Here is a 24717-nt window from a genome sequence, read left to right as displayed (position 1 = left end):
TCGTCCTCCGCGGCATCCGGCACCGGCGCGGCGCTCGTGTTGCCGGCCTCGCCGCCGCCCGTGCCCGCGCCACCGGCGGTCCCGGCGCCGGGAAGCCGGATGACAGCGGTCGCGTCAGCATCCGAGTCACCGGCACCGCTGATGACGGTCGTCGTGTCCGCATCCGGCCCGCCCGCACCGGTGATGACCGTGGTCCGGTCGGCATCCGGCCCGCCGGCGCCGCTGATGACGGTCGTCCGGTCGGCATCCGGGTCACCGACGCTGGTGATGACCGTGGTCGTGTCGCCCGAGCCGGTGTAGGTGGCGCCGAACCCGGAGCCGGAGTCCTCGGCACGGTCAGCGGTCACACCGCCGGCCGCATCGCCGGCGACCACGCCGACCGCGCTGGCCAGAGCGACGGCCGTGTCGTCGGTGGTGCCGGTCGCCGGGACGGGAGCGGGATCGTCGGTGGTGGAGACGGCCGTGGTGGTGGAGGCGGAGACGGCGGCCTCGGCCAGCAGACCGGCGGCGCCGGCCGATGCGGCTCCGGCGGCGTCCGTGGCGTCCAGTCCGTCCGCCGGCCAGGACGTCCCGGCGGCGGAGTCCGGCGTGGACGACGCGTCGGTCCGGGGCGGGATGGAGGCGGCGAGCGCGATCGCGGAGCGCAGCAGCGGCAGCGCGGCCAGCGCGGTCGTGCCCTCGCCCAGGCCGAGGCGCATGTTCAGGACCGGGGTGAGGCCGAGGACGTCCGCGGCGAGCTTCACGCCCGGGTCGCCGCCGTGGTCGGGGAGCAGGCACCAGTGCCGGGCCTGGCCGGCGAGGTCGCGGCTGACCAGGGCGGCGGCCACGCCGACCGGGCCGTCGAGGAGCACGGGGGTACGGCGGGCGGTGGCACCGAGCAGGATGCCGGTCACCACCGCGATGTCGCCGCCACCGACCGCGGCCAGCACGTCCTTGGCCTCGCGGGAGCCCTTGCGTACGCGCTGCATCGCGTCCCGGACCGCGGCGCACCGGGCCATCCAGGCGTTGTCGTCGTAGTCGCCGTCCGGCGTGCGCACCGGCGGCAGCACGGCGGACGGTTCGGCACCGGCGGTCGCGGCCAGTACGGCGGCCGCGGCGGCCGGGGTGCCGGATCCACCGGCGGCGATGACGAGCAGGTCGGAGCCGTTCTCCGCGGCCTCCTCGGCGAGCCGCCAGCCGAGCCGGAGCGCGTCGTCGACCTCGTCGAGCGTGAGCGCGGGACCGTCCTCGACCGCCGCGGCGGCGGGTGCGTCGACGATCTGGAGCGTGGCGCCGGCGGCCGCGGTGAGCTGGGCGAGCGCGCCGACGCCGAGGCGGGCCTGCGCGGCGCGGCGGGCGGACTCGCCGGCCGGCGTGCCCGCGGACGCGCCACCGGCGTGGTCGCCCTGGACCAGCAGGACGCGCACGGACTGCCAGGGCCGCGGCGTGTCGGTGCCCTGGGTGGCGGCGGCGAACCGCACCACGTCGGCCAGCTCGCCGAGGCCGGTGCCGGCGATGTCCAGTGTGCCCAGACGGTCGAGCGCGGCCGGGCCGGTCTCCTCGTCCGGCAGCGGCAGTTCCATGTTCGGCTGGATGACCAGGCCGGTCCGCACCATCGGCAACGCCTGCGTCGGCCCACGCAGCGCATCCCCGGCGCCGGCACCCGCGGCAGCCGTGGCGCCGGCGGCAGCGGCGGACGGCGCCAGCGGAGCCGCGACCGGGGTGATCACCTCGGGCAGCACGATCGGCGCCGGCACGTCCGCCAGCACCGCCTCCGGGGCCGCGGCCGGTGCCGACGACGGCACCAGCGACGACGCCGCGGAGCGGGCCGCGTCACCCTTCAGCCACGTCGGCTGGCCGGCCACCACCAGCACCACCGCGTCCACCGCCGCGGCCACCGCTTGGTTGACCGTGCCGAGCGCGTCCGCGAACGCGCGTCCCAGCGTGGTGGCCGGCACCAGCGACAGCCCGACCTCCGGGCTGACCAGGACCAGTCGCGCGGCGCATCCCCGTACCGCGGCGGCGAGTTCTTGAATGGTCCTGCCGTCGTCGGACGGCTGGTGTGCCGGGTCGAGCAGCACGCCGACCCAGCCGCCGAGGTCGTCGACGAGCAGCGTCTCGTCCGGCTTCGCATCGACCAGGGTGGCGATCAGCCGGCCCGGATCCGCGGCCGTCTCCTCCGTCACCCAGGTCTCGGGCCGGCGGTCGCGGTGTGCGGCGATGCGCTCCTGCCACTCCGGGTCCTCCTCGGCGGGCGATGCGGACGTGGCGAGGTAGCGCAGGCTGGTCGCGCCGGACACGAGGGACTCGGCGAACTCCGACTTGCCGGATCGGATGCCGCCGAGCACGAGAAGGGTGTTCCACCCGTCAACGGACATAGCCCGTACCTTAGAGCGATCCGCTGTGCGCGGTCAGCCGGGCCGGGCGACTAGGCTTGGCCGTAGGCTTCGGAGGGGAGACACGCATGCCGTGGAACTGGCGCTACGAGGACTCGGACGGCAAGCCGGTGGAGGGCCCGTCGGAGGCGTTCTCCAGCCAGGCCGATGCGGAGTCGTGGATCGGGCAGACCTGGCGTGAGCTGCAGGGCAACGGGGTCGGTTCGGTCGTGCTGGTCGAGGACGACCGGGTGGAATACACCATGAGTCTGGCGCCGCGGGAGTGAGCGACCGGATCGGTGGCGGCAACCTCGTCATGGGGGTGCCGAAGGAGGCGTTCCGGCCCAGCCCGATCTTCCTCGGGCTGGTCGCGCTGTTCGTGACCGCCGGCGTGATGGCGTGGAACGGCTTCGGCAACGTCGCGTTCGACGTGTTCCTGCTGGTGGTGACCGGCTGGCTGATCTCGCTGTGCCTGCACGAGTACGCGCACGCGCTGGTCGCGTTCCGGTCCGGGGACATCGACGCGGCGCACCGCGGCTACCTGACGCTGAATCCGTTGAAGTACAGCCACCCGCTGCTGTCGATCGTGCTGCCGGTGATCGTGGTGGTGCTCGGCGGCATCGGCCTGCCCGGCGGCGCGGTCTGGGTCAACCACGGCGCGCTGCGCAGCCGGCTGCGGTCGTCGCTGGTCAGCCTGGCCGGCCCGGCGACGAACCTGGTGTTCGCGATCGTGCTGGCGCTGCCGTTCGTGTTCGGCGTGACCGGCGAGACGCACACCGAGTTCTGGGCGGGTCTCGCGCTGCTCGGGTTCCTGCAGCTCACCGCGGCCGTGCTGAACCTGATCCCGGTGCCGGGCCTGGACGGCGGCAACATCGCCCGGCCGTGGCTGCCGTACTCGTGGAAGCGCACCTGGGACGTGATCGCCCCGTTCGGCTTCATCATGCTGTTCGCGCTGCTGTGGAACCCGACGATCGGCGGCGCGTTCTTCGACGTGGTCTTCACGCTCGGCGACCTGATCGGCATGCCGTCCTACCTCTACGGCGACGGCTTCGCGCTGCTCCGCTTCTGGAACTACACCACGAACTGAGATCGAGAAGCCGCGCGGGTACGCCGTACCCGCGCGGCTTCTGCCTGCCCCTACGGCCGGTCGGCCGGGGACTGGGTCTTCGCCGGGTCACGCTCCGGCAGGTCGCCGAGCGCCTCGTCGATCTGCTTGAGCAGGTCGTCCTCCAGCCGCACACCGGCGGCCCTCGCGTTGTCGTGCACCTGCTCCGGCCGGGACGCGCCGACGATCGCGCTGGCCACGTTCCGGTTCTGCAGCACCCACGCCAGCGCGAGCTGCGCCATGCTCAGCCCGGCCGACTCGGCCAGCGGCTTCAGGCCCTGCACGGCGGTGAGCGTCTCGTCGTTCATGAACCGCGCGATCGTCTTCGAGCCGGACTCGTCCGTGGCCCGCGAGCCGGCCGGCGGCGCCTGACCCGGCAGGTACTTGCCGGTCAGCGCGCCCTGCGCGATCGGCGAGAAGACGATCTGGCTGATCCCGAGCTCCTGCGAGGCCGGCACCACCTGGGCCTCGATGATCCGGTGCAGAGCCGAGTACTGCGGCTGGTTCGAGATCAGGCCGACCTTCAGCTCCTTGGCCAGCGCGTGCCCGGCCCGCAACTGGTCCGCGGTCCACTCGGAGACGCCGATGTAGTGCGCCTTGCCGGAGTGCACCACGTCCGCGAACGCGGACATGGTCTCCTCCAGCGGCGTGTGGAAGTCGTACCGGTGTGCCTGGAGGACGTCCACGTGGTCGGTCTGCAACCGGCGCAGTGAGGCGTCGATCGACTCGCGGATGTGCTTGCGGGACAGGCCGCTCTCGTTCGGGCCCGGGCCGGTGCGCCAGAAGACCTTGGTGAGGATCTCCACGCTCTCCCGCCGCTCGCCCTTCAGCGCGCGGCCGAGCACCTCCTCGGCACGGCCGCCCGCGTATGCGTCCGCGGTGTCGAACGTGCTGATCCCCACCTCCAGCGCGGCGCGCACACAGGCGACCGCGGCGTCCTCCTCCACCTGGGACCCGTGGGTGATCCAGTTGCCGTAGGAGATCTCACTGACCAGCAGGCCGGAACGGCCGAGGTGACGATATTCCATCCGCCGACCCTAACCGGTTTCCCGAGCTGCCCCTGTGGTTCGGGGCCTATGGTGTGGGGAGCCGGCCCGGTTTGCCGTCCGCTTCTCCGGGCCGGTCCTTCCCGCTACAGCACCGGTTTGGTGTCCGCGAGCAGGCGGTCGATCTCGTCCATCACGTCCGCGCGGGACGCGTGCACCGGGTCGATCAGCGGCTCGCCGCGGCGGTCCACCGCACCCCACCGTCCGGTGCCCGCGCCCGCCCCGATCAGGAACGCCACCGGGTGGATCACCATCGCCGGGTACGTGGGCGCCACCACCACGGTGCCGGACCGGTCCACCACGCCCTTGCGGCCGTTCAGGTCCACGATCGCCAGGCCCTCGTCGGTGAAACCGTCCACGTACCGGCCGTCGGTCAGCGCGGTCGCGAAACCGCTGTACTGCGTCGGCACCACCACGGTCCCGGACGTGTCCACCGCGCCCCAGCCGCTCTTCCGCCGGACCGCCGCGATGCCGCGCCGGAACGGGCGCACGTCCTCGTACGGCTGGCCGATCACGACCCTGTTGGCCTTGTCGATCGCGACCCAGCCGCCGTTGCCGTCCCGGGACACCCAGGCCAGCCCGTCCGAGAACGAGCCCACGCCGTAGTAGCCCGCGTCCGCCGGGATCAGCAGCTCACCGGACTCGTCGATCAGCTCCCAGTGCTGCGCCTCCGGCCGCCGCACCCACGCCACACCGTCCCGGAACGGCTGCACGTCCGCGTAGCTGGCCGCGATCACCGGTTCGTTCCCGGCGTCCTCGTAACCCCAGCGCTGCACACGCTCGGAGAACATCGGCTGCGGCGGGCGGTGCACCTGCCGGATCTCGTCCTCGCTCCGCGGGTACGGCCCCCAGCCGTTCGCCGCCACCTTCGCGAACACGGCGTCCAGCGCGAGCTCGGTACGCGAGATCAGATCCGGGTCCTCCACCTTGCGCAGTTCCAGCGCCCGCTCGAAGTGGTGCAGCGCCTCCATGAACCGGCCCTGGTCGTACGCGGACCGCCCGGCGTGCTCGTGCATCGTGGCCCGCAGCCGATCCGGCAGCTCCGACGAGTTCGCCTCCGCGAACAGCCGGTCCGCCTCGATGAAGTCGCCGCGCCACTGCAGCACGTGCGCCAGCCGCGCCTGGGCGATCGCGATCCGCCGGAAGTGGCCGGTCAGCTCCGCGTGCTCCAGACCCATCCGGCCGTCGTGCAGCGCCGGGCCGAGATCGCCGAGGATCCGGGAGACGACCGCGCGGAGGCTCAGCAGGCGGGCGCGGGTGGCGTTGTCGGTGGCGCCGGCCAGTTTCTCGGTCAGGCGCTCGCGCACCTGCCGCAGCTCGTCCGGATCGTCGACCAGCTCACGCAGCGTCTCGTGGTGGAACCGCCAGTGGTAGGTGGCGAGCACCTGCTCCGGATCGGCCGGGCGCTGCGGCTCCTCCTCGACCGGTGCGGTCCGGTCGGGGTGCTGCTCGTCCTCGGGTGCGTGCTGCTCCTCGGCGGCCGCCTCGTCGGGGGTGACGATCGGCGTGATCATCGTGGGCGCGCGCAACGCGGTCGCCGCGCCGGCGGCCGGCCCGGCGGGGCCTGGGAGCACGGTGTCCGGGCTGGCCGTGACGGGCGGCTCCGCCGGGGTGTCGTCGCCGGGCGTGGGCTCCGGCGCGGAGGGCTGCGTCTCGTCCGCCGGCTCTTCGTCCGAGGCCGTTGCGTCCGTCCGGTTTTCGTCGCCCAGTTCTTCGTCGCCCGCCTTCTTGCCCCGCGCGGAGCCGGCCGACGTGCGGGCGGCCGACGTGGGTGCGGCTGTGTTCGGCTCGGCCGCGGTGGGCTGGGTCGCGCCGGGCTCGGCGGGCTGAGGCTCGGCGGACTGAGACTCGGCGGACTGAGACTCGGCGGGCTGAGGCTCGGCGGGCTGGGGGGCGGCCGGCTTGGCGGACGAACCGAACCAGCCGGAATCCGGCCGCGACGGCACGCCCTGCTTCTCCGCCAGATTCTCGGCGGGCGACGGCACCGATCGCGTCTCGGCACCGCTCGCCTTGAGCAGCTCACCGAGCGAAGGACGATCATCAGCGGGTACGCCGACCGCCTCGCCCACCTCACGCCGCTCACCCTGCCGCGCTTGCTCATCGACCGGCTGCGCCGCCGACGCCTGCGCCGCCGCCTCGGCCCCCGCCGTCTGTGCCGCGGGCGTCTGCGTCGCCGTCCGGGGCGCGGACTGCGCTGTGGGCGTCTGCGCTGCTGGCGGCTGTGCCGCCGGGGTCTGCGCAAGCGGTGGCTGTGCTGCCGGTGTCTGTGCTGCCGGTGTATGTGCTGCCGGCGTCTGTGCGGCCGGCGTCTGCGCTGCCGGTGGGTGCGCCGGTTGCTCTTCGCGCGGCCGCTCCCGCTGCGTCGGCTGCTGCGGACGGAGGTCGAACGGCGCCGGCTCGACCGGCGGCGGCTGCACCGACCCGCCCGGCCGCCGGTAACCGGCGTCCGCGGAGTCCGCCTCCTCCAGTCCACGCCGGTCGGCGGTGGCAGCGATCTGCCCACCATCGGCATCCCGGTAAGGATGATCACCCTGATAGGGCGCCGCGCTGACCGGTTGATCCTGCGTGTACGGCGCCGCGCTGACCGGGTGGTCGTGCGAGTAGGGCGTGGCGCTGACCGGGCGGTCCGCTGCGTAGGGCGCGGCGCTGACCGGGCGATCCTGGGGATACGGCACGCCGCTGACCGGACGCGTGTCCTGCCGCTGCTGGTCTCGTGCCGCCGGCTGGTCCGGCCGCGCGGTGCGCTCGTCCGGCCCCTGACCGGGCATGACCGGAATATCCGGACGCGCCTGCGGAAACGCCCCGCTGGTCTGCGGCCCGACCGCCTCCGGCGGCACGCCACGCCGCTCGCCCGTGGGCACCCCACCACGCGGATCAACGGGAGCACCGGTCCGCGGATCGATGCCACGGGGTCCAGCCGGCGTGCCGCTACGCGGATCGATGCTGCGCGGGTCAACCGGCGTGCCGGTCCGCGGGTCGGTGGGAGCGCCGCTGACCGGCCCGCTCGCCCCCGGCGCCCATTCGTGACCGTAGGGCACGCCACTGACCGGTCGCTGCGTGTCGTTGCCCACGTCCGGCCGTGACGGCTCCTGCGGAACCCGGCCACCCGGCTGTGCCGCCCCCGGCGCCCACTCCTGCCCACGGGCAGGCCCGGCCGCCGGCCGCTGCGGCTCCGGCGCCGGTCCCGGCCGAGCCGGCCCGTAGGGCGCCCCGCTGGTCGGCGCGGACGCCCCCGGCGCCCACTCGTGCCCATAGGGCACCCCGCTGACCGGCCGCCCCCGATCGAAGCCACCGTTGATCGGCTGGGTGCGGTCCGTCGGGATGCCGCTGACCGGCTGGTTCTGGTCGTAGCGGGCGGCACTGGCCGGCCGCGCCTGATCGAATTCCTCGTCGGACCGCGCCCGGCCGGGTCCACCGTCGATCGGCTGGGTCCGGTCGAACGGCACGCCGCTGACCGGCTGGGTCCGGTCGAACGGAGCCGCGCTGACCGGCCGCGACGGATCCAGCGCTTCGCCACCGAGGCGACGGGTCTGCTCGGACGGGTCACCGAGCTGCCGGGTCTGGTCCGTGGCATCCGCCCACGCCGGGTCCAGCGGCCCTGGACGCGCCGGAGCGCCCACCCCCGGCGGGTAGGAGGCAGCCGGGCTGACCGGCCGGTCCTGCGGCCCCCACGGGCCTTCGGACGGTACCTGACCGGGACGTGGCGGTGCGGACGGCGGCTGTGACGAACCGCCGCCCCGGACCGGACCGGATCGTCCGGGCACGTCCGGGCGCGCCACGCCGGGACGCACGTGTCCACCGGAGCTGCCGGGACCGTCCGCGTATCCCGGACGCGGCGGTGCCACCGGCGCGCCCGCCGACGCGGCGGGCGCCACCGGCTGTCCGGCCGTCCGTCCACGGTCGCCGTCCCAGCCGGGGCGCGGCTCCGCCCCGGGCACGTCGCGACGCGGATATCCGGACCGCTCCGCGTCGTCGAACCCGGGCGCCGTCCCGGCCGTGAGTCCGGGGGCCGTCCCGGCCGTGAACACGGGGGCCGTCCCGGCCGCCACGGGCGTGAGGCGACCCGGCCCGGCGTCGCGGCGCGCGGGCTCGCCCGCCGTCCGCGGCTCGCCATGGGCCACATCGCCGGAGTCCGGATCCCAGGCCGCCGCCGGCTCTCGCTCACGCCGCGGCTCGTCGCGTCGTTCCGTCTCACGGCGGATCGGCACCACCGGCGCCAGCGGCGGCTGGTCGCCCCGGCCGGGCTCGCCCCGGCGTACCGGCTCGTCACCGCGAACCGGCTCCCGGGTACGCCCGGGCTCGTCCCCGCGGACCGGTTCGCCGCGGCGTGCGGCCTCGTCGCCGCGGGTGGGCTCGTCCGGGCGGGTCGGGTCGGGGTGGGGCACGTTGCGCTGGCCGGGCTTGATCCAGGTGCGCTCGCCACGGCGTGCCGGATCGCCACCGGCGGCCGGATCGGCGGGGCGGTCGGGCGGTGCGGGCCGCCACGGGTCGCCGCTCCGCACGTCGTCGGGCTGCTCCCGGCGGGCCGGGTCGCTCTCGCGTACCGGTGGGCGTCCCTGCTGGTCCGGGCGGTCGCCGGGGCGGGCCGGTCCGCGGCCGGGCTCGCCGCGGTGGCCGGGCTGGGCGTCGTCGTAGCCGGCGTCCGCGGGCAGCGGCTCGCTCCAGTCCTGGACCACCTCGCGGCGGCGCCACGGCTGGTCGCCGCGCGGCACGTCGCGGCGGCCGGTGCGGGCCTGCTGCCAGTCGGCCTCCTGGTCCCAGCCGGGCCGGCGGCCACGGTCGGGCCCTCCGGCCTGGGCGGCCGGGCGCACGTCGCCGGGGGCGGCGTCCGGGTGGCGTGCCGGCCGGCGCGGCTGACGGCCGGGATCCCCGGTGCGCCAGTCCTGCTCCGCGGGTCGTCCACCGCCGTAGCGGCCACCCTCGCGGCCACGGTCGCCACGCGCACGCGGGTCGTCGTCGAAGTCGCCGTCGCGCGGATCGGCACCCCGGCGGACCCGGTCCCGCGGGTCCACGTCCCGAGGATCGAAGTCCCGCGGATCGCCGCCGCGCCCACCGCGTTCCCGCGAGCCGGCGTCGCGCGGGTCGAGGTCGCGCGGGTCGAGGTCGCGCGGGTCGAGGTCGCGCGGGTCGAGGTCGCGCGGGTCGAGGTCGCGCCCACCGCGCTCGCGTGGATCCAGATCGCGCGGACCGGCCGCACGCCTGTCGCTGTCACGCCCATCCAGGTTCCGCGGGTCCAGGTCGCGTGGATCACGGTCGCGTGGACCGCCCGCACGCCCGCCACGCTCGCGCGGGTCCGCGTCGCGCGGATCGAAGTCGCGCCGGCCAGCTCCGCGCCCGTTCCGCTCCCGCTGGTCCGCGTCGCGCGGGTCGTAGCCACGCGAATCCGGGTCGCGCGGATCCGCACCGCGCCCACGCGGACCGGCGTCGCGCGGTCCCGCACCCCGCCCGCCCCGCTCACGCGGGGCAGCGTCACGCGCGTACGCGTCACGCGGACCGGTGCCACGCGGGTCGGCGTCCCGCGGGCCGGCGTCCCGCGGGCCGATGCCCCGCTCACGCGGATCAGCACCCCGTCCACCACGGTCACGCGGGTCAAGATCACGAGACCCGGCGCCGCGCCCACGGGGGTCGGCGTCGCGCGGGTCGGCATCACGCCCCACCCGCTCGCGCGGATTCAGGCCGTTACCGCGCCCACCCCGCTCCCGCGGATCCGCCACCCGGCCGCGCGCATCCCCGCCACGCCGCCCGCGCGGGTCTCCGTCCCACGATTCACCCTCGTCGAGGTCGAGATCGAGATCGAGATCCGGATCGCGCCCACCGCGCCCCCGCGGCTCGTAGTCGAAGTCGGCCCGCTGCCCACCCCGCCCCGCCGTGGCGCCTCCGCGAGTCACCCGCGCGTCGAAGTCACCGTCCCGCGACCGCCCCGGCCCGCGCGGCTCGTCGTCCCACTCGTCCGCCGGCCCACGCCCGCGATCGTCCCCGGTCGCGCGCGCCGGGGCCCCGTAGACCCGGACCTCGCGCCCGCGTGTCCGGGCGTCGTCCCGGAAGTGGTCCTCCTCGTAGTCGAACCCGTCGTTCCCCCGCCGCCCCGGCGCCGGTGGCCTGGCACGCCCGGAGGCCGGCCGGGCCGGGCGCCCGCTGGCCGGTGTCGGCGCGACGTCCCCGTCCGGGTCCGGACGCACGGAGGAGCGGTACACCGCGCTGCTGCGCGCCTGCACGGACGGGCCGGGGTCTCCGGGGTACGCCTGCCCCGGGACCTCCATCCACTCGTCGGTGGTCTCCACCGCCCATGCGGGCAGCTGTGAACCGCGTCGATCCCTACGTTCCGGCGCCACGGTTCACCCCATTTCGCTGTGCGCTCCCGCCCTGGGCCCGGCGGCGGCGGACTGTGACGCGTGCCAGCGGAAACGCTGACGGGCGTCGCATGGTCACGCCGGCTCACCTCATGGGAAATCTATCGCTGGGCAGCCGTGGTCCCCGGGTAAAGTCACCCGGCTCGGCGCAGCAGAGTCCGCGGAAAGGAGGGTAACGGCGTGGCCTTGTTCGACGCCACCGTGCACACCATGCCGCAACAAAAACTCGTCGGACAAATCACGACATTCTGGGTTATAGCGGTTTCAGGTTTCCGTCGGTACTCCACCTACCGCCAGGCGACCGTGGCCGGGGCGTTCACCAACACGGTTTTCGGCTTCCTCCGCTGCTACCTCTTCCTGGCCGTCGCCGGCGGTGCGGCGGTGGCCGGTTACACCCCGGAACAGCTGGTCACGTACGTCTGGGTGGCCCAGGGTCTGCTCGCCGTGGTGCTGCTCTGGGGCCCGCCCGAGCTGGCCGACCGGATCCGCACCGGCGAGGTCGTCGCCGACCTGCTGCGCCCTGTCCACCCGGTCACCAGCATGCTCGCCACCGACCTCGGCCGTGCCTGGCACGCGGTGCTGACCAGGTGCGTTCCTCCCGTACTCACCGGTTTGATCTTCTTTGAGCCCTATCTCCCGGTCCGCTGGCACACCGGGCCGCTGTTCGTCCTCTCCGTCCTTTTTGCGATCGTCATCACGTTCTGCTGCCGCTTCCTGATCAACGCGACCGGCTATTGGCTGCTCGACGTCCGCGGCCCGATCATGCTGTGGACGCTCGGCTCCGGCGTGATCTCCGGCCTCTACTTCCCGCTGCGTTTCCTGCCCGAGCCCGCGCTGCTGGCGCTCTGGCTGCTCACGCCGCTGCCCAGCCTGTTCCAGGCGCCGCTGGACGTGCTGATCGAGCGGGACGCCACGCCGGTCCAGCTCGGCATCGTCGGCGTCCAGGCGGCCTGGACGGTGATCATGCTGCTGCTCTGCCGGTACGTGCAGACCCGCGCCGAACGGCGGCTGGTGATCCAGGGTGGGTGAGCTCCGCGCGTACGGGCATCTGCTCCGCGCCCAGGCCCGGTCCCAGCTCAGCTACCGGGTGTCGTTCGCGATCGACCTGGTCAGCAACATCGGCGCCACCGCGCTGGACGTGCTCACCGTCTTCGTGCTCTACGGCGTGACCACCGCGATCGGTGGCTTCCGGCTCGGCGAGACGATGGTCATGGTCGGTCTGGCCCAGGTCGCGTTCACGCTGGCGGACATGCTGGTCGGCTACATCGAGCGGATCCGCGTCTACGTCCGGACCGGCCTGCTGGACACCGTGCTGATCCGGCCGCTCGGGCCGCTCGGCCAGCTGCTCGCCATGGACGTACCGCTGCGCAAGCTCTCCCGGGTCCTGCTCGCCGTGCTGGTGCTGACCGTCGCGCTGGCCCGGGCCGGCATCGACTGGACCCCGGGCCGGGCCGCGCTGGTCGCCGCCACGCTGATCGGCGGCACCGCGTTCTTCGCGTCGATCTTCATCGGGACCGCGTCCGTGGCGTTCTGGTGGATCGAGTCCGGCGAGATCGGCAACGCGTTCACCTACGGCGGGCGCGACTTCACCACGTACCCGATCACGGTCTTCGACGGCGCGTTCCGGCATCTCTTCGCGTACGGTCTCGGCTTCGGTTTCGTCGCCTACCAGCCGGCGCTGGCCCTGCTCGGCCGCGCCGACCCGCTCGGCCTGCCCGCCTGGGCCGGCTGGGCCGCCCCGCTCGTGTGCGTCCCGGCCGCGCTCGTCGCCGGCCTGATCTGGCGCACCGGCATCCGCCACTACCGGAGCACCGGATCATGAACGTCATCGAGGCCCGCGATCTCAGCAAGACCTTCACGGTCTCGGTCAAGAAGGGCCGGTTCCGCCGAGAGCGCCGGGAGACCGCCGCGGTCGACGGCGTCGACCTCACCGTGGCGCGCGGCGAGATGGTCGGTTACATCGGCCCGAACGGCGCCGGCAAGTCCACCACGCTCAAGATGATGACCGGTGTACTGATGCCGTCCGGCGGTACGGTCACCGTCTGCGGCCTGGTCCCGGTCAAGCAGCGCATCCGGCTCGCGCTGCGGATCGGCGTGGTCTTCGGCCAGCGTTCCCAGCTCTGGTGGGACCTGCCGCTGCGCGAGTCGTTCGACCTGCTCCGGCACATCTACCGGGTCCCGCCCGCCGACCACGGCGCCCGCCTGACCCGCTGCCGCGCCATGCTGGAGCTCGACGAGTTCGTGGACACGCCGGTCCGCCAGCTCTCGCTCGGTCAGCGCATGCGCGGCGAGCTCACCGCCGCGCTGCTGCACGGCCCCGAGGTCCTGTTCCTGGACGAGCCCACGATCGGCCTGGACGTGGTCAGCAAGCAGGCGGTCCGTGCGTTCCTCACCGAACTGGGCGCCCGCGGCGACACCACCGTCATGCTCACCACGCACGACCTCGCCGACATCGAGCGCCTCTGCCGCCGCCTCGTCGTCATCGACCACGGCCACGTCGTCCACGACGGCACCCTCGACGCGCTGCACGCCCGCTTCGACTCCCGCCGCCGCGTCGTCGTCGACCTCGACGAACCCTCGGCCACACCGCTCACCGTCACCGGCGCCGACCTGGACGCCACCGACCTCGACGGCCGCCGCCTCACCTACCGCCTCACCACCGCCACCGCGGGCGAACTCGTCATCCAGATCGCCCGCACCGCCGCGATCCGCGACATCTCCGTCCTCGAACCCGAGATCGAGGACGTGATCGCCAGGCTCTACAAGAACCGATAAAGGCGGATATTCCCGCTTCCGGCGTGGTCACTCCGGGCGTGCTCCCGCGGGCCAACCGCGCCGCCGGGCTCAACTCCGCTAGCGCTCCGTTCGCCCGTCGCGACGGAGCCGGTCCCGGCCACCACAACCCCTGCCGCCCTCTTCGCGCCGAGATGTCGCCGTGAGGCGGCGGCGCGAGCTGCGGGCGTTGCCGGCCCGCCGAGGCCGGCCGACTCCGGCGTAGCCGGCGCGCTCCGCCCGGACTCAGGGAACACCGAGCAGGCGGAGGAGGGCGGTGGTTGCCGCGGCGGCGACCACCACCAGGATGAACGGCGCTCGGCGCCAGGCCAGCAGCACACCGGCCAGGACGCCGACCGGCCGTGCCACGCCGGTCAGCGCGCCGCCCTCGGTCAGCGCGGCCGTGGCTGCGAGCGAGCCGAGCAGCGCCGCCGCGGCAAGCGGCAGGAGCCGGCGGACGCTTGCCGGCATCTCCAGCCGGTCGCGCAGCACCACACCGGCGACCCGGAAACCGTAGGTCCCCATGGCCAGCCCCACGATCACCGCGATCAGCATGTCGCCTCCTCGGTCCGGCCGGAGCGACGGCCGTTCTCCGGCCGCTCGCCGGCGTCGCCCGCGTGCGCCGCCCCTGCTCTTCCCACGCCACCGGCTCTGCCGGCGGCGGTGTCCGTGGTGCCGGGGCCGGTGATGTTCGACGCGCTGTCTCCGGTGGCCCCGGTGGCGATGCCGGGCGATGGGGTCCGGCGGCGGGGGAGGAGCAGGGTCAGGAGGCCGGCGAGGGACAGCAGGACCGGGAGGCCGGCCGGGAGGAACGGGGTGGTGAGGACGGCCAGGGCGGCGCCGGTCAGCGTGACCTCGCGGGTTGCGCGGTCGGTCAGCGACGGCAGGATCAGCGCGATCAGGCCGGCCGGGAACGCCGCGTCCAGGCCCAGCACGGCCGGGTCACCGACCGCGGTGCCGAGTGCGATGCCGGCCACCGTGCCGAGGTTCCAGCAGACGAAGAGCATCGCGCCGGTGGCCCAGAACGCCTCGCGGCGTTCCCGCGGGTCGGTGCGGGCGAGCGCGAACGCCACCGACTCGTCGATCACCAGGTGGCTGCCGAGCAGCCGTTGCCACCACCGGGTGCCGATCGCGTCCGACACCACCAGGCCGAACGGCAGGTGGCGGGCGTTGATCAGCAGGCCGCCGAGGAGCGCGGCCAGCGGGTTTCCGGCGGCGAGCAGCCCTACCGCCATGAATTGGGCGCCGCCCGCGAAGATGAAGACCGACATGACCACCACCGACCAGGGCGGGAGGCCGCTTCCGGCGGCGATCGCGCCGAACGAGATCGCGACGGCACCGGTCGCCACCGCGATCGCGAACGCGTCCCGCAGGATCGTTCGATTTAATGAACGCACGTCATGGAATATCGAACGTACCGCCGGGTATGTCAAATCGAACGAAGGGTCCGATGAAACGAACGCCTGAGCCGCCGATCGCCGTTATCGCCGCCGCCCTCAAGCGGGAGCGGGAGCGCGCCGGCCTGTCCCTGGCCGAGCTGGCCCGCCGCGCCGGCGTGGCCAAGTCCACGCTCTCGCAGCTGGAGGCGGGCAGCGGGAACCCCAGCGTGGAGACGCTCTGGTCGCTGGGCAACGCGCTGGACGTGCCGCTGAGCAGGCTGATCGAGCCGCCGGCGCCGAAGGTGCGGGTGATTAGGGCGGGGGAGAACCCGCGCGTCACGAGCGAGCAGGCGTTCTACTCCGGGTCGCTGCTCACGGCCGGTGACGGCCGCGCACGGCGGGACGTCTACATCATCGAGTCCGAGCCGGGCGCGGTCCGGCGGGCGGAACCGCACCTGCCCGGCACGGTGGAGCACGCGATCGTGGCGGCCGGCCGGGTCCGGATCGGCCCGGCGGACGAGCCGGTGGAGCTGCACCCGGGCGACTACGTGTCCTACCCGGGCGACGCACCGCACGTCTACGAGGGGCTGGAGCCCGGCAGCTGGGCTGTTCTGATCATGGAGCACCCATGATCAGAACTTGTCGCCGACCCCGATCGCGGGCGTCGGCACCCGCATGCGGCGGAAGCTGAGCGAGCGGGAGATGCCGTAGAAGTACAGCGAGCCCATCCGCTCCGACGTCTTCGGGAAGCGCTCCTGGACCAGCTTCCTGATTCGGCGGCTGATCAGGAAGCTGTCCACGATCACGGCGAGCGCGAGCGCCAGCCACAGGATGTTCGCGATCGCCTGCACCCGGGTGTCCGGCACGCTGGCGCCGATCAGCACCACGAACGCGCCGCCCAGGAAGAACGACCCGACGGTACGCCGGGAGTCGATGATGTTGCGGACCAGCTGACGCTCCGGGCCGCGGTCACGCGGGCCGCCCTCGCGGCGGAACCGCTCGGACTCGCGCTGCCGCGCCAGCCGGCGCTGCTCCTTCGCCTCCTGCTTGGTCAGCGGCGTCTTGCTGACCACCGCGGCGCCACCGGGCCGCCGCTGGGTGCTCGGCCGCTTCGGCGTGGTGACACCCAGCTCACGCTTGCTCGGGGTGTGACCCCGGGTGGCGGTGGTCACGCCCTCGGGCGTCTCGACCTCGGAGACCTGGTCCTCGACGAGATCGGCGGACTTACGACGAAACAGCGGCACGTGGCAAGGGTAGCCAAACGACGACACGCGACGAAACCGGCCACCGTCCGCAAGACACTCACCCGAAAGAACGAGGCCGGAACCGTTAAGGTTCCGGCCTCGCAGGACGATCGGGAGATCAGACGCGCTCGACGTTCGCGCCGAGCTCGGCCAGCTTCGTCTCGAAGTTCTCGTAACCGCGCTTGATCAGGTTCACGCCGTACACCCGGGAGGTGCCCTCGGCCGCCAGCGCCGCGATCAGGTGGCTGAACCCGGCCCGCAGGTCCGGGATGACCAGGTCGGCCGCGTGCAGCTTGGACGGGCCGGCGATGACCGCGGAGTGGTGGAAGTTACGCCGGCCGAAGCGGCACGGCGTACCGCCGAGGCAGTCGCGGTACGTCTGGATCGTCGCACCCATGCTGTTGAGCGCCTCCGTGTAGCCGAGCCGCTGCTCGTACACGGTCTCGTGGACGATCGAGATGCCGCGCGCCTGGGTGAGCGCGACCACCAGCGGCTGCTGCCAGTCGGTGGCGAAGCCCGGGTGCACGTCCGTCTCCAGCGCGACCGCGGTCAGCTCGGTGCCGGGGTGCCAGAACCGGATGCCGCCCTCGCGACCAGGCCGGGTCTCGTTCGGCGGGAGTGTGTCGGTGACCTCGAACTGGCCGCCGATCGACCGGAACACGTTCAGGAACGTGCCCATGTCGGCCTGCTGCGCGCCGAGCACCGTGATGTCGCCGCGGGTGGCCAGCGCGGCCGCGGCCCAGGACGCCGCCTCGATCCGGTCCGGGATCGGCCGGTGCGAGTAGCCGCCGAGCCGCTTCACGCCCTTGATCTCGATGACCCGGTCGGTGTGCACCGTGATGATCGCGCCCATCTTCTGCAGCACGCAGATGAGGTCCATGATCTCCGGCTCGACCGCGGCGTTGCGCAGCTCGGTGACGCCCTCGGCCAGCACCGCGGTGAGCAGCACCTGCTCGGTGGCGCCGACGCTCGGGTACGGCAGCTCGAACTTCGTGCCGTGCAGCCCGTTCGGCGCGGTGAGGTGCATGCCCTCGGGCGCCTTGTCCACGATCGCGCCGAACTGGCGCAGCGCCTGGATGTGGAAGTCGATCGGGCGCGGGCCGATGTGGCAGCCGCCCAGGTCGGGGATGAACGCGTGGCCCAGCCGGTGGAGCAGCGGGCCGCAGAACAGGATCGGGATCCGGCTGGACCCGGCGTGCACGTTGATCTCGTCGGTCGAGGCGGACTCGACGTTCGACGGGTCGAAGATGAGCTCGCCGTCGGACTCGCCCCGGCTGACCCGGACGCCGTGCAGTTCCAGCAGGCCGGTGACGACCTCCACGTCGCGGATGGCGGGGACGTCGTAGAGCGTGCTCGGGCTGTCGCCGAGCAGGGACGCCACCATCGCCTTGGAGACGAGGTTCTTGGCGCCGCGGACCCGGACCCGGCCGTTCAGCGGTGTACCACCGTGTACGGCCAGCACGTCGTCGGTCAACGCAACCTCCAGCGCTTGCGTAAGGGGGATGGGCGCCGGTTCTCGTTCGTGCGAATCAACGAGCGGGGGGCTGGCGCTTGTCGCCGGGGAAGCATAGCGCTCGGTTACCAAGACAAGAACCCACACACCGCTCGTCCTGGCGCGAAACCGGGAGGAGCGGCGGTGGTTCTGTCGGGGATCTTACGGATGCCTCGGAAGCCTGTTATGGCAGCGCAAGCATCTGATCGAGCGCGGATCGTGCATATGCCGAAGTGTCCGGATCGACCGTAATCTGGTTCGGTGTCCGGCCGGCGACAAGTTCTTCCAGAGCCCAGACCAGATGCGGCAGATCGATGCGATTCATAGTCGAGCAGTAACACACAGTACGGTCGAGGAACATGATCTGCTTGTCCGGGTGCGCGTTCGCGAGCCGGCGCACGAGGTTCAGCTCGGTGCCGATCGCCCACGCGGACCCGGCCGGAGCGGCCTCGACGGTCTTGATGATGTACTCCGTCGAGCCCACGTAGTCGGCCGCCGTCACCACCTCGTGCCGGCATTCCGGGTGCACGAGCACGTTTACCCCGGGAACCCGCTCGCGAACCTCCTCCACACAGGACAGCGTGAACCGCCCGTGCACCGAGCAGTGCCCGCGCCAGAGGATCATCTTGGCGTCCCGCAACTGCTCCGGGGTGAGCCCGCCGTGCGGCTTGTGCGGGTCGTAGAGCACGCAGTCGTCCAGCGAGTAGCCCATCTCCAGCACCGCCGTGTTCCGGCCGAGGTGCTGGTCGGGCAGGAAGAACACCTTGGAGCCCTGCTCGAACGCCCAGTCCAGCGCGCGCTTGGCGTTGGACGAGGTGCACACCACGCCCTTGTTGCGCCCGACGAAGCCCTTGATGTCGGCGGACGAGTTCATGTACGTGACCGGTACCACGTCACCGGCGATGCCCAGGTCCTCGAACAGCTCCCACGCGGTCTCGACCTGCGACAGCACGGCCATGTCCGCCATCGAGCAGCCGGCCGCGAGGTCCGGCAGGATGACCTTCTGCGCGTCGGTGGTGAGGATGTCCGCGCTCTCGGCCATGAAGTGCACGCCGCAGAACACGATGAACTCCGCGTCCGGCCGGGCCGCGGCCTCGCGGGCGAGCTTGAACGAGTCGCCGGTCACGTCGGCGAACTGGATCACCTCGTCCCGCTGGTAGTGGTGCCCGAGGACGAAGACGCGATCGCCCAGCGCGAGCTTGGCGGCCATCGCGCGGGCGACCAGGTCCGGGTCGCTCGGCGACGGAAGATCTCCGGGACAGTCGACGCCGGCCTCGGAGGCCGGGTCGGTGCCCCTGCCCAGCAGAAGCAGGGCGGTTGCGGTGTTGGACGGCTCTACCCAGGTCGATGTCACAGCAAGATTGTCTCACAGTGAGACCGGCCCGCAGATGTGATCCATGCATCCCCGAGAATGGTCCGGACAGGGGAATAGTGGGAGGTACACAGCGGTGCGAATCCTGATTTGTCCGGATAAGTTTGCCGGGAGCATCGACGCGGTGCCGGCCGCCCGGGCCATCGCGTCCGGCTGGCGGGCCACGAACCCGGCGGACGACCTGGTCGAGCGGCCGCTGTCGGACGGAGGCCCCGGGTTCGTCGACGTGCTCGCGTCCGCCCTGAACGGCCGCGACGTGATTGTCGACACGGTCGATCCACTCGGCCGCCCGGCAAAAGCCACAATCCACGTCAAAGGCTCCACCGGGTACGTGGAGAGCGCGCACGCGTGCGGCCTGCACCTCCTCGCCCCGTCCGACCGTGATCCGAAGCGCACCACCTCGTACGGTCTCGGCCTGTTGATCCTCGCCGCGATCGAGCACGGCGCCACCCGCGTGGTGATCGGCCTCGGCGGCTCCGCCGTCAACGACGCCGGCGCCGGCATGCTGGCCGCGCTGGACGCCGCCCCGCTGGACGCGGCCGGCTACGCGCTCCCGTACGGCGGCGCCGCGCTCACCGCGGCCGAGGGCCTCACCGGCACGCCCCGGATCCGAGGTGCCGAGCTGATCGCGGCCACCGACGTCGACAACCCGCTCACCGGCCTGCACGGCGCGTCCGCGGTCTACGGCCCGCAGAAGGGCGCCGACCGCGAGGACGTGTTCCTGCTCGACCGCGCGCTGGAACGGTTCGGCACGCTGCTCCAGGGCCTGCCCACCGCGCCGCCGGGCCTGGCCGCGTTGCCCGGTGCGGGCGCGGCCGGCGGGATCGGCGCCGCGATCCTCGCGCTCGGCGGCCACTGCGAGTCCGGCATCGGGCTGGTGACGCGCCTCACCGGCCTGCCCGAGGCGCTGGACGCGGCCGAACTGGTGGTCACCGGCGAGGGCTCGTTCGACCACCAGTCGCTGCGCGGCAAGGTGGTCGCGGGCGTCGCCGCCGGTGCCCGCGACCGCGGCCTGCCGTGTGTGGTGCTGGCCGGCCGGGTCAGCACCGGGCGCCGGGAGGCGGCGGCGGCCGGGGTCACCGAGACGTACTCGCTGGTGGACTTCTTCGACGGCGACGAGCAGGCGGCGATGGCCCGGCCGGCGGACGGGCTGGCCGCGCTCGCCGGGCGGCTGGCCGGGCAGTACAGCCGGTGAGACCAACGGCGCACGGCCGCTGACCGGGAGAAGTTTTAGACTGGGTGGGAATGCACGGTCAGCGGACATGCGTTGGCCACAGTCGGAATAAAATCCGCACAGCGCAGGGAGACTTCCAAGTGACCACTTCAGCGCAGGGCGCCACCGATCTGATCGACGAGGGCTACGAGTCCGATACCGAGTCGGCGCCGGCCAAGGCCGCGACTTCAGCGCAGGGCGCCACCGATTTCGTCGACGAGGGCTACGAGTCCGGCACCGAGTCGGCGCCGGCCAAGGCCGCGACCACGATTCTCCTGACGGACGTGGCTGCCGTGAAGGTGAAGAACCTGCTTGAGCAGGAGGGCCGTGACGACCTGCGGCTGCGCGTGGCGGTGCAGCCCGGCGGCTGCTCCGGCCTCCGCTACCAGCTCTTCTTCGACGAGCGCTCGCTCGACGGTGACATCGTCGACGACTTCGGCGGCGTCGAGGTCGTGGTCGACCGGATGAGCGCGCCGTACCTGACCGGCGCGACCATCGACTTCGCCGACCGCATCGACGCCCAGGGCTTCACCATCGACAACCCGAACGCGGGCGGTTCCTGCGCCTGCGGCGACAGCTTCCACTGAGAGATCTGCACAGCAGCGGGGGTACGCACGGCGTACCCCCGCTGCTGTGTTTTTGTGCGCCGGGGGGTGCGGCGTTACCGTCAGGTGAAGCCGACCTGACGGGAGAGCTTCCAGCCGCCGGACTGCCGGTAGGCTGTTCGCGCTTATGCCGCCGACCACCTGAGGGCCGACATGAAGATCGCCGTTACCGGCTCGATCGCCACCGACCATCTGATGCACTTCCCGGGACGGTTCGCCGACCAGCTCCTGGCCGACCAGCTGCACAAGGTGTCGCTGTCGTTCCTGGTGGACGACCTCGTGGTGCGCCGCGGTGGTGTGGCCGCCAACATCGCGTTCGGCATGGGCCAGCTGGGCCTGCGCCCGATCCTGGTCGGCGCGGTCGGTGCGGATTTCGCCGACTACCGCTCGTGGCTGGAGCGGCACGGCGTCGACTGCGGCTCCGTCTACATCAGCGAGGTCGCGCACACCGCGCGCTTCGTCTGCACCACCGACACCGAGATGAACCAGATCGCGTCGTTCTACGCGGGCGCGATGGCCGAGGCCCGCAACATCGAGCTGGCCCCGGTCGCGGAGCGCCACGACGGCATCGACCTGGTGCTGGTCGGCGCGAACGACCCGGCCGCCATGGTCCGTCACTCCGAGGAGTGCCGGGAGCGCGGCATCCGGTTCGCCGCGGACCCGTCGCAGCAGCTCGCCCGGGTCGAGGGTGCCGACGTGCTGAAACTGATCGACGGCGCCGAGTTCCTGTTCACCAACGAGTACGAGAAGTCGCTGCTGGAGAGCAAGACCGGGCTGACCGAGGCGCAGGTGCTGGACCGGGTCGCGATCCAGGTCACCACGCTCGGCAAGGACGGCGCCCGGATCACCGGCCGCGACATCGAGCCGATCCACGTGCCGGTCGCCCGTGAGGTCGCGGCGTACGACCCGACCGGCGGCGGCGACGCGTTCCGGTCCGGCTTCTTCGCGGGCCTCACCTGGGGTCTCGGCCTGGAGCGGTCCGCGCAGATCGGCTCGCTGGTCGCGACGTACGTGCTGGAGACCGTCGGCACCCAGGAGTACGAGATCCGTCCCGACCAGTTCGTCAAGGCGCTCGGCGAGGCCTACGGCGACGCGGCGGCCGAGGACGTGCGCCCGCACCTGATCCCGTGAGCACCGGCCCGGTGCTGATCGTCTTCGCCGGGCTGCCGGGGGTCGGCAAGAGCACGCTCGCCCGCCGGGTGGGCGCCGCGCTGCCGGCCCCGGTCCTTCCGGTCGATCCGATCGAGCGCGCCTACGGCTCCACCGGCCCGCAGGCCTACCGGGCCGTGGCCGGTCTGGCCGAGCTGCAGCTGGACCTCGGCCTGTCGGTGATCGTGGACGCGGTCAACCCGGTCGCCGAGTCCCGCGAGCTGTGGCTCGACCTGGCGGACCGCGCCAAGGTCCCGCTGCGCGTGATCGAGGTCTGGTGCGCGGACGAGGCGGAACACCGCCGCCGGATCGAGGCCCGCCGCACCGCCGACCCGGCGTACGCGGACGTCGACTGGGTCCGGGTGCTGGAGCGCCGCGCGGAGTACCAGCCCTACGTCGGCCGCCGCGTGGTGGTCGACACCACGGTCCCGGGCGACCCGCTCCAGTCGCTGCTCGACTACCTGAGCCCCTGACCGCCGACCGGAGCAGGCGTGGCCGAATCCGGCCTCGTGCGCTCGGCCGTCTCCGGAACCGGCCGTCTCCGTGTGGGCGGCCGTGCCCGCGGGTTGGCCGTTCCCCCGGGCCCGTCCGTCCCCGAAATCAGCCGTTGCCGCGGGTCGGCCGCTGACCGGACACTCCGTGCCCGACATCTCCGCTTGTCACGGCATGGCTGCCGCCGGCGTTCCCACCGCCCGCTCCGGCTCGCTCGACGTGTCCGCCGGCCCGCCGGAGGTGCCCGCCGGCTCGTCCGAGTGACCCGGTGCGGTGGCCGGGGGAGTACGGCGGGCCGCCAGGTAGAAGAACGCCGCCACCGCCAGCGGGATCGCGCCGACCAGGATCGCGGTCCGCACACCGGCCGCGTCCGCGATCGAGGTCAGCACGATGCTGCCGGCCGCGCCCGCCGGCTGCGCCGCCATCGACGCGAGCGACGCCACCGTGGTCCGGTTGCCGGCGTGTGACTGCCGGTGCAGCAGGCCCTTGTAGACCGGATTCACCGCACCGTGCAGCGCGTAGCAGACCAGGAAGGCCATGACCGCCCCGGCCGGCCCGGCGAACAGCCCCATCGCCACCACCGCGAGCGCCTGCCCGAGTTGCAGCGTCACGCCGGACCGGGCCGGGCCGAGCCGCCGGACCAGCATCGGCACCAACGCGGCCCCGGCCGCGGACGCGAGCCAGGCGACCGAGCCCACCGGCCCCATGATCGTGCCGGCCGTGTCCGGGGAGCCGATCAGCTCGGCCAGCCGTACCGGGAAGAGAAGTTCGAAGGTCATCATCCCGAACGCCCAGAACAGTTCGACCGCGACCAGCGCGGCCAGCACGCGGGAACGGCGCAGCAGGCGGGCCGCGTCCGCGATCACGGCGGGTACGCCGCGGAGCGTGGCGGCGAGGCGCGGCCGGTGCGCCGTGGGCGTCCGGGGCTCGCGGAGCAGTACCGCGATGGCGAGCACGGTCACCGCCTGCAGCGCCGCGGCCGTGACCAGCGGCGCGGTGAGCGCGCTCACCGCCGGGAACGGGTCCAGCGCGACCAGCCCACCGGCCAGCAGCGCGCCGCCGCCGATCGCGCAGCCGGCCACCACGCCGGACCGGCTCAGCCCGGCCTCGTAGCGTGCGTCCGGGTCCGCGGCCAGCGCGGCGTCCACGTACCAGGAGTCGAGCGGGCCGCTGTCCAGCGCGCGGAACACCCCTTGGAGCGCGAAGACCAGCGCGAACATCCAGAATGAGGTCGCGCCCACGAGCAGCAGCAGCGAGGCCAGGTGGAGCACGGCGGCGGCCAGCAGCACCGGGCGGCGGCCGGCCGTGTCGGCCAGGCCGCCGGTGGGCAGTTCCAGCCCCAGTACGACGAACCCCTGCACGGCCGTGACCATGCCGATCTGGGCGAGCGACAGCCCGCGCTGCTGCGCCAGCAGCACGGTCACCGGGATCATCAGCCCGGCCGGCAGCCAGCGCAGGGCGCCGAGGACGAGGTAGCGCGTGGTGACCGTCATCGCCGGTCCCGCGGCATCGGGTGGTTCTCGTAGAGGACGACCACGGTCTCCGCGCCCGCCTCGGCCGGCAGCGACCGGTATCGCGCCATCAGGTCGTCGACCTCACGGTTCAGTGCGCGGACCTGATCCGGCGTCAGCTCGAGCAGGTAGTCGTTGGTGGTGACCGCGTCCCGCCAGGCGGCCGGCCACTGCTTCTCCTCGGCCCGCCAGCGCGCGGTCCACCGGGCGTGCTCGGTGCGGTAGAACTCGCCCAGCCACTCCAGCGCGGCCTGTGCGTCCGCGTCGTCCGGCCGGAAGTCGCCGGCGATGATGCTGTGCCGGTCCTGCGCGGCCCGCCACCAGCGCTGCTTGCCGGAGCCGGGCCGGTCCTCCTCGAACACCAGCCCGGCCCCGGCGAGTTGCCGCAGGTGGTAGCTGGTGGCGCCGGTGTTCGTGCCGAGCCGCTCGGCGAGCCGGGTCGCGGTCGCGGCGCCGTCCACGCGCAGCGCCGCGAGCAGCCGGGCGCGCAGCGGGTGAGCCAGCACCTTCAGCTGCCGCGCGTCGATCCGGACGCCGGTCCAGGAAGCTTCGGTCATGCCTTGCACAGTAAATGTGCACAAGACCTATGCACAATTTCTGTGTACGAGAAGGCCGGATTCGGCGGCCGAAGGG

Annotated in this window: 19 protein-coding genes and 1 pseudogene; 10 read left to right on the top strand and 10 right to left on the bottom strand. The window is 73.3% G+C overall.

Annotation, left to right across the window (positions count from 1 at the left end; translation table 11 throughout):
* Nucleotides 1-404: 404 nt before the first annotated feature.
* Nucleotides 405-2357, bottom strand: a pseudogene (locus J2S42_RS13120) (bifunctional adenosylcobinamide kinase/adenosylcobinamide-phosphate guanylyltransferase); the annotation flags it as partial.
* Between the two features lie 86 nt (nucleotides 2358-2443).
* Between J2S42_RS13120 and J2S42_RS13115 the strand changes: the two are divergent.
* Together J2S42_RS13115 and J2S42_RS13110 are read left to right on the top strand one after the other, a co-directional pair.
* Nucleotides 2444-2641, top strand: a complete 198-nt coding sequence (locus J2S42_RS13115) for a hypothetical protein (protein ID WP_307238963.1) — start codon at nucleotides 2444-2446, stop codon at nucleotides 2639-2641.
* A gap of 29 nt (nucleotides 2642-2670) precedes the next feature.
* Nucleotides 2671-3441: a site-2 protease family protein gene (locus J2S42_RS13110; protein WP_307248735.1), complete on the top strand. Its 771-nt coding sequence runs from the start codon at nucleotides 2671-2673 to the stop codon at nucleotides 3439-3441.
* A gap of 50 nt (nucleotides 3442-3491) precedes the next feature.
* Here J2S42_RS13110 and J2S42_RS13105 read toward each other — a convergent pair whose 3' ends face one another.
* Entirely contained in the window at nucleotides 3492-4487 is a 996-nt protein-coding gene (locus J2S42_RS13105; protein WP_307238961.1) for an aldo/keto reductase family protein, read from the bottom strand.
* Between the two features lie 104 nt (nucleotides 4488-4591).
* On the bottom strand, nucleotides 4592-10786 hold the full coding sequence (locus J2S42_RS13100) for a WG repeat-containing protein (RefSeq protein WP_307238959.1): 6195 nt from the start codon (nucleotides 10784-10786) through the stop codon (nucleotides 4592-4594).
* A gap of 372 nt (nucleotides 10787-11158) precedes the next feature.
* Between J2S42_RS13100 and J2S42_RS13095 the strand changes: the two genes are divergently transcribed.
* From J2S42_RS13095 to J2S42_RS13085, 3 genes are read left to right on the top strand one after another with little or no spacing between them, the layout of a single operon-like run.
* Nucleotides 11159-11884 carry an ABC transporter permease gene (locus J2S42_RS13095; protein WP_307238957.1) on the top strand — a complete coding sequence of 242 codons (726 nt, stop codon included), beginning with the start codon at nucleotides 11159-11161 and terminating at the stop codon, nucleotides 11882-11884.
* Entirely contained in the window at nucleotides 11877-12677 is an 801-nt protein-coding gene (locus tag J2S42_RS13090) for an ABC transporter permease (RefSeq protein WP_307238955.1), read from the top strand. Before J2S42_RS13095 ends, J2S42_RS13090 begins: the two co-directional genes overlap by 8 nt.
* Nucleotides 12674-13630 carry an ABC transporter ATP-binding protein gene (locus tag J2S42_RS13085; RefSeq protein WP_307238953.1) on the top strand — a complete coding sequence of 319 codons (957 nt, stop codon included), beginning with the start codon at nucleotides 12674-12676 and terminating at the stop codon, nucleotides 13628-13630. The genes J2S42_RS13090 and J2S42_RS13085 overlap by 4 nt, the downstream gene beginning before the upstream one ends.
* A 243-nt stretch (nucleotides 13631-13873) precedes the next feature.
* On the opposite strand, the gene J2S42_RS13080 is transcribed toward J2S42_RS13085, so the two are convergent.
* Together J2S42_RS13080 and J2S42_RS13075 are read right to left on the bottom strand one after the other, a co-directional pair.
* Complete coding sequence (locus J2S42_RS13080) at nucleotides 13874-14182, bottom strand: AzlD domain-containing protein (protein WP_307238951.1); 309 nt, start codon at nucleotides 14180-14182, stop codon at nucleotides 13874-13876.
* Nucleotides 14176-15024: an AzlC family ABC transporter permease gene (locus tag J2S42_RS13075; RefSeq protein ID WP_307238950.1), complete on the bottom strand. Its 849-nt coding sequence runs from the start codon at nucleotides 15022-15024 to the stop codon at nucleotides 14176-14178. The genes J2S42_RS13080 and J2S42_RS13075 overlap by 7 nt, the downstream gene beginning before the upstream one ends.
* A gap of 53 nt (nucleotides 15025-15077) precedes the next feature.
* On the opposite strand from J2S42_RS13075, the gene J2S42_RS13070 reads away from it, so the two are divergent.
* Entirely contained in the window at nucleotides 15078-15638 is a 561-nt protein-coding gene (locus J2S42_RS13070; protein WP_307238948.1) for a helix-turn-helix domain-containing protein, read from the top strand.
* Here J2S42_RS13070 and J2S42_RS13065 read toward each other — a convergent pair whose 3' ends face one another.
* From J2S42_RS13065 to nadA, 3 genes are all read right to left on the bottom strand, one after another.
* On the bottom strand, nucleotides 15639-16250 hold the full coding sequence (locus J2S42_RS13065) for a DUF3043 domain-containing protein (protein ID WP_307238946.1): 612 nt from the start codon (nucleotides 16248-16250) through the stop codon (nucleotides 15639-15641).
* A 118-nt stretch (nucleotides 16251-16368) separates the two neighbouring features.
* Nucleotides 16369-17724 (bottom strand): UDP-N-acetylglucosamine 1-carboxyvinyltransferase, encoded by a 1356-nt coding sequence (gene murA / locus J2S42_RS13060; protein WP_307238944.1) that lies wholly within the window; start codon nucleotides 17722-17724, stop codon nucleotides 16369-16371.
* 202 nt (nucleotides 17725-17926) lie between these two features.
* On the bottom strand, nucleotides 17927-19096 hold the full coding sequence (gene nadA / locus J2S42_RS13055; RefSeq protein WP_307238942.1) for a quinolinate synthase NadA: 1170 nt from the start codon (nucleotides 19094-19096) through the stop codon (nucleotides 17927-17929).
* A 43-nt stretch (nucleotides 19097-19139) separates the two neighbouring features.
* On the opposite strand from nadA, the gene J2S42_RS13050 reads away from it, so the two are divergent.
* The 4 genes from J2S42_RS13050 to J2S42_RS13035 all read left to right on the top strand — a co-directional run bounded on the left by J2S42_RS13050 (nucleotide 19140) and on the right by J2S42_RS13035 (nucleotide 22554).
* Complete coding sequence (locus J2S42_RS13050) at nucleotides 19140-20309, top strand: glycerate kinase family protein (protein ID WP_307238940.1); 1170 nt, start codon at nucleotides 19140-19142, stop codon at nucleotides 20307-20309.
* Nucleotides 20310-20596: 287 nt separating this feature from the next.
* The gene (locus J2S42_RS13045; RefSeq protein ID WP_307248733.1) at nucleotides 20597-20914 is read left to right on the top strand and encodes a HesB/IscA family protein; all 318 of its coding nucleotides are present in this window, start codon (nucleotides 20597-20599) and stop codon (nucleotides 20912-20914) included.
* A 171-nt stretch (nucleotides 20915-21085) separates the two neighbouring features.
* Nucleotides 21086-22063: a carbohydrate kinase family protein gene (locus J2S42_RS13040; protein ID WP_307238938.1), complete on the top strand. Its 978-nt coding sequence runs from the start codon at nucleotides 21086-21088 to the stop codon at nucleotides 22061-22063.
* Nucleotides 22060-22554, top strand: a complete 495-nt coding sequence (locus tag J2S42_RS13035; protein ID WP_307238936.1) for a P-loop nucleotide/nucleoside kinase family protein — start codon at nucleotides 22060-22062, stop codon at nucleotides 22552-22554. Before J2S42_RS13040 ends, J2S42_RS13035 begins: the two co-directional genes overlap by 4 nt.
* A 186-nt stretch (nucleotides 22555-22740) precedes the next feature.
* On the opposite strand, the gene J2S42_RS13030 is transcribed toward J2S42_RS13035, so the two are convergent.
* The gene (locus tag J2S42_RS13030) at nucleotides 22741-24066 is read right to left on the bottom strand and encodes an MFS transporter (protein WP_307238934.1); all 1326 of its coding nucleotides are present in this window, start codon (nucleotides 24064-24066) and stop codon (nucleotides 22741-22743) included.
* Nucleotides 24063-24641, bottom strand: a complete 579-nt coding sequence (locus J2S42_RS13025) for a winged helix-turn-helix domain-containing protein (RefSeq protein ID WP_307238932.1) — start codon at nucleotides 24639-24641, stop codon at nucleotides 24063-24065. The genes J2S42_RS13030 and J2S42_RS13025 overlap by 4 nt, the downstream gene beginning before the upstream one ends.
* Nucleotides 24642-24717: the final 76 nt, after the last annotated feature.

This window comes from Catenuloplanes indicus (assembly GCF_030813715.1).
Lineage (GTDB): Bacteria > Actinomycetota > Actinomycetes > Mycobacteriales > Micromonosporaceae > Catenuloplanes > Catenuloplanes indicus.
The sequence above is the reverse complement of the archived record's forward strand: the minus strand, read 5'-3'. Positions and strand labels throughout refer to the sequence as shown.

Coding starts and splice junctions, on each gene's coding strand:
- J2S42_RS13080 (WP_307238951.1), bottom strand. CDS start 14,182: ATGCTGATCGCGGTGATCGTGGGGCTGGCCATGGGGACCTACGGTTTC.
- J2S42_RS13030 (WP_307238934.1), bottom strand. CDS start 24,066: ATGACGGTCACCACGCGCTACCTCGTCCTCGGCGCCCTGCGCTGGCTG.
- J2S42_RS13115 (WP_307238963.1), top strand. CDS start 2,444: ATGCCGTGGAACTGGCGCTACGAGGACTCGGACGGCAAGCCGGTGGAG.
- J2S42_RS13105 (WP_307238961.1), bottom strand. CDS start 4,487: ATGGAATATCGTCACCTCGGCCGTTCCGGCCTGCTGGTCAGTGAGATC.
- J2S42_RS13110 (WP_307248735.1), top strand. CDS start 2,671: ATGGGGGTGCCGAAGGAGGCGTTCCGGCCCAGCCCGATCTTCCTCGGG.
- J2S42_RS13070 (WP_307238948.1), top strand. CDS start 15,078: ATGAAACGAACGCCTGAGCCGCCGATCGCCGTTATCGCCGCCGCCCTC.
- J2S42_RS13050 (WP_307238940.1), top strand. CDS start 19,140: ATGCATCCCCGAGAATGGTCCGGACAGGGGAATAGTGGGAGGTACACA.
- J2S42_RS13040 (WP_307238938.1), top strand. CDS start 21,086: ATGAAGATCGCCGTTACCGGCTCGATCGCCACCGACCATCTGATGCAC.
- J2S42_RS13025 (WP_307238932.1), bottom strand. CDS start 24,641: ATGACCGAAGCTTCCTGGACCGGCGTCCGGATCGACGCGCGGCAGCTG.
- J2S42_RS13085 (WP_307238953.1), top strand. CDS start 12,674: ATGAACGTCATCGAGGCCCGCGATCTCAGCAAGACCTTCACGGTCTCG.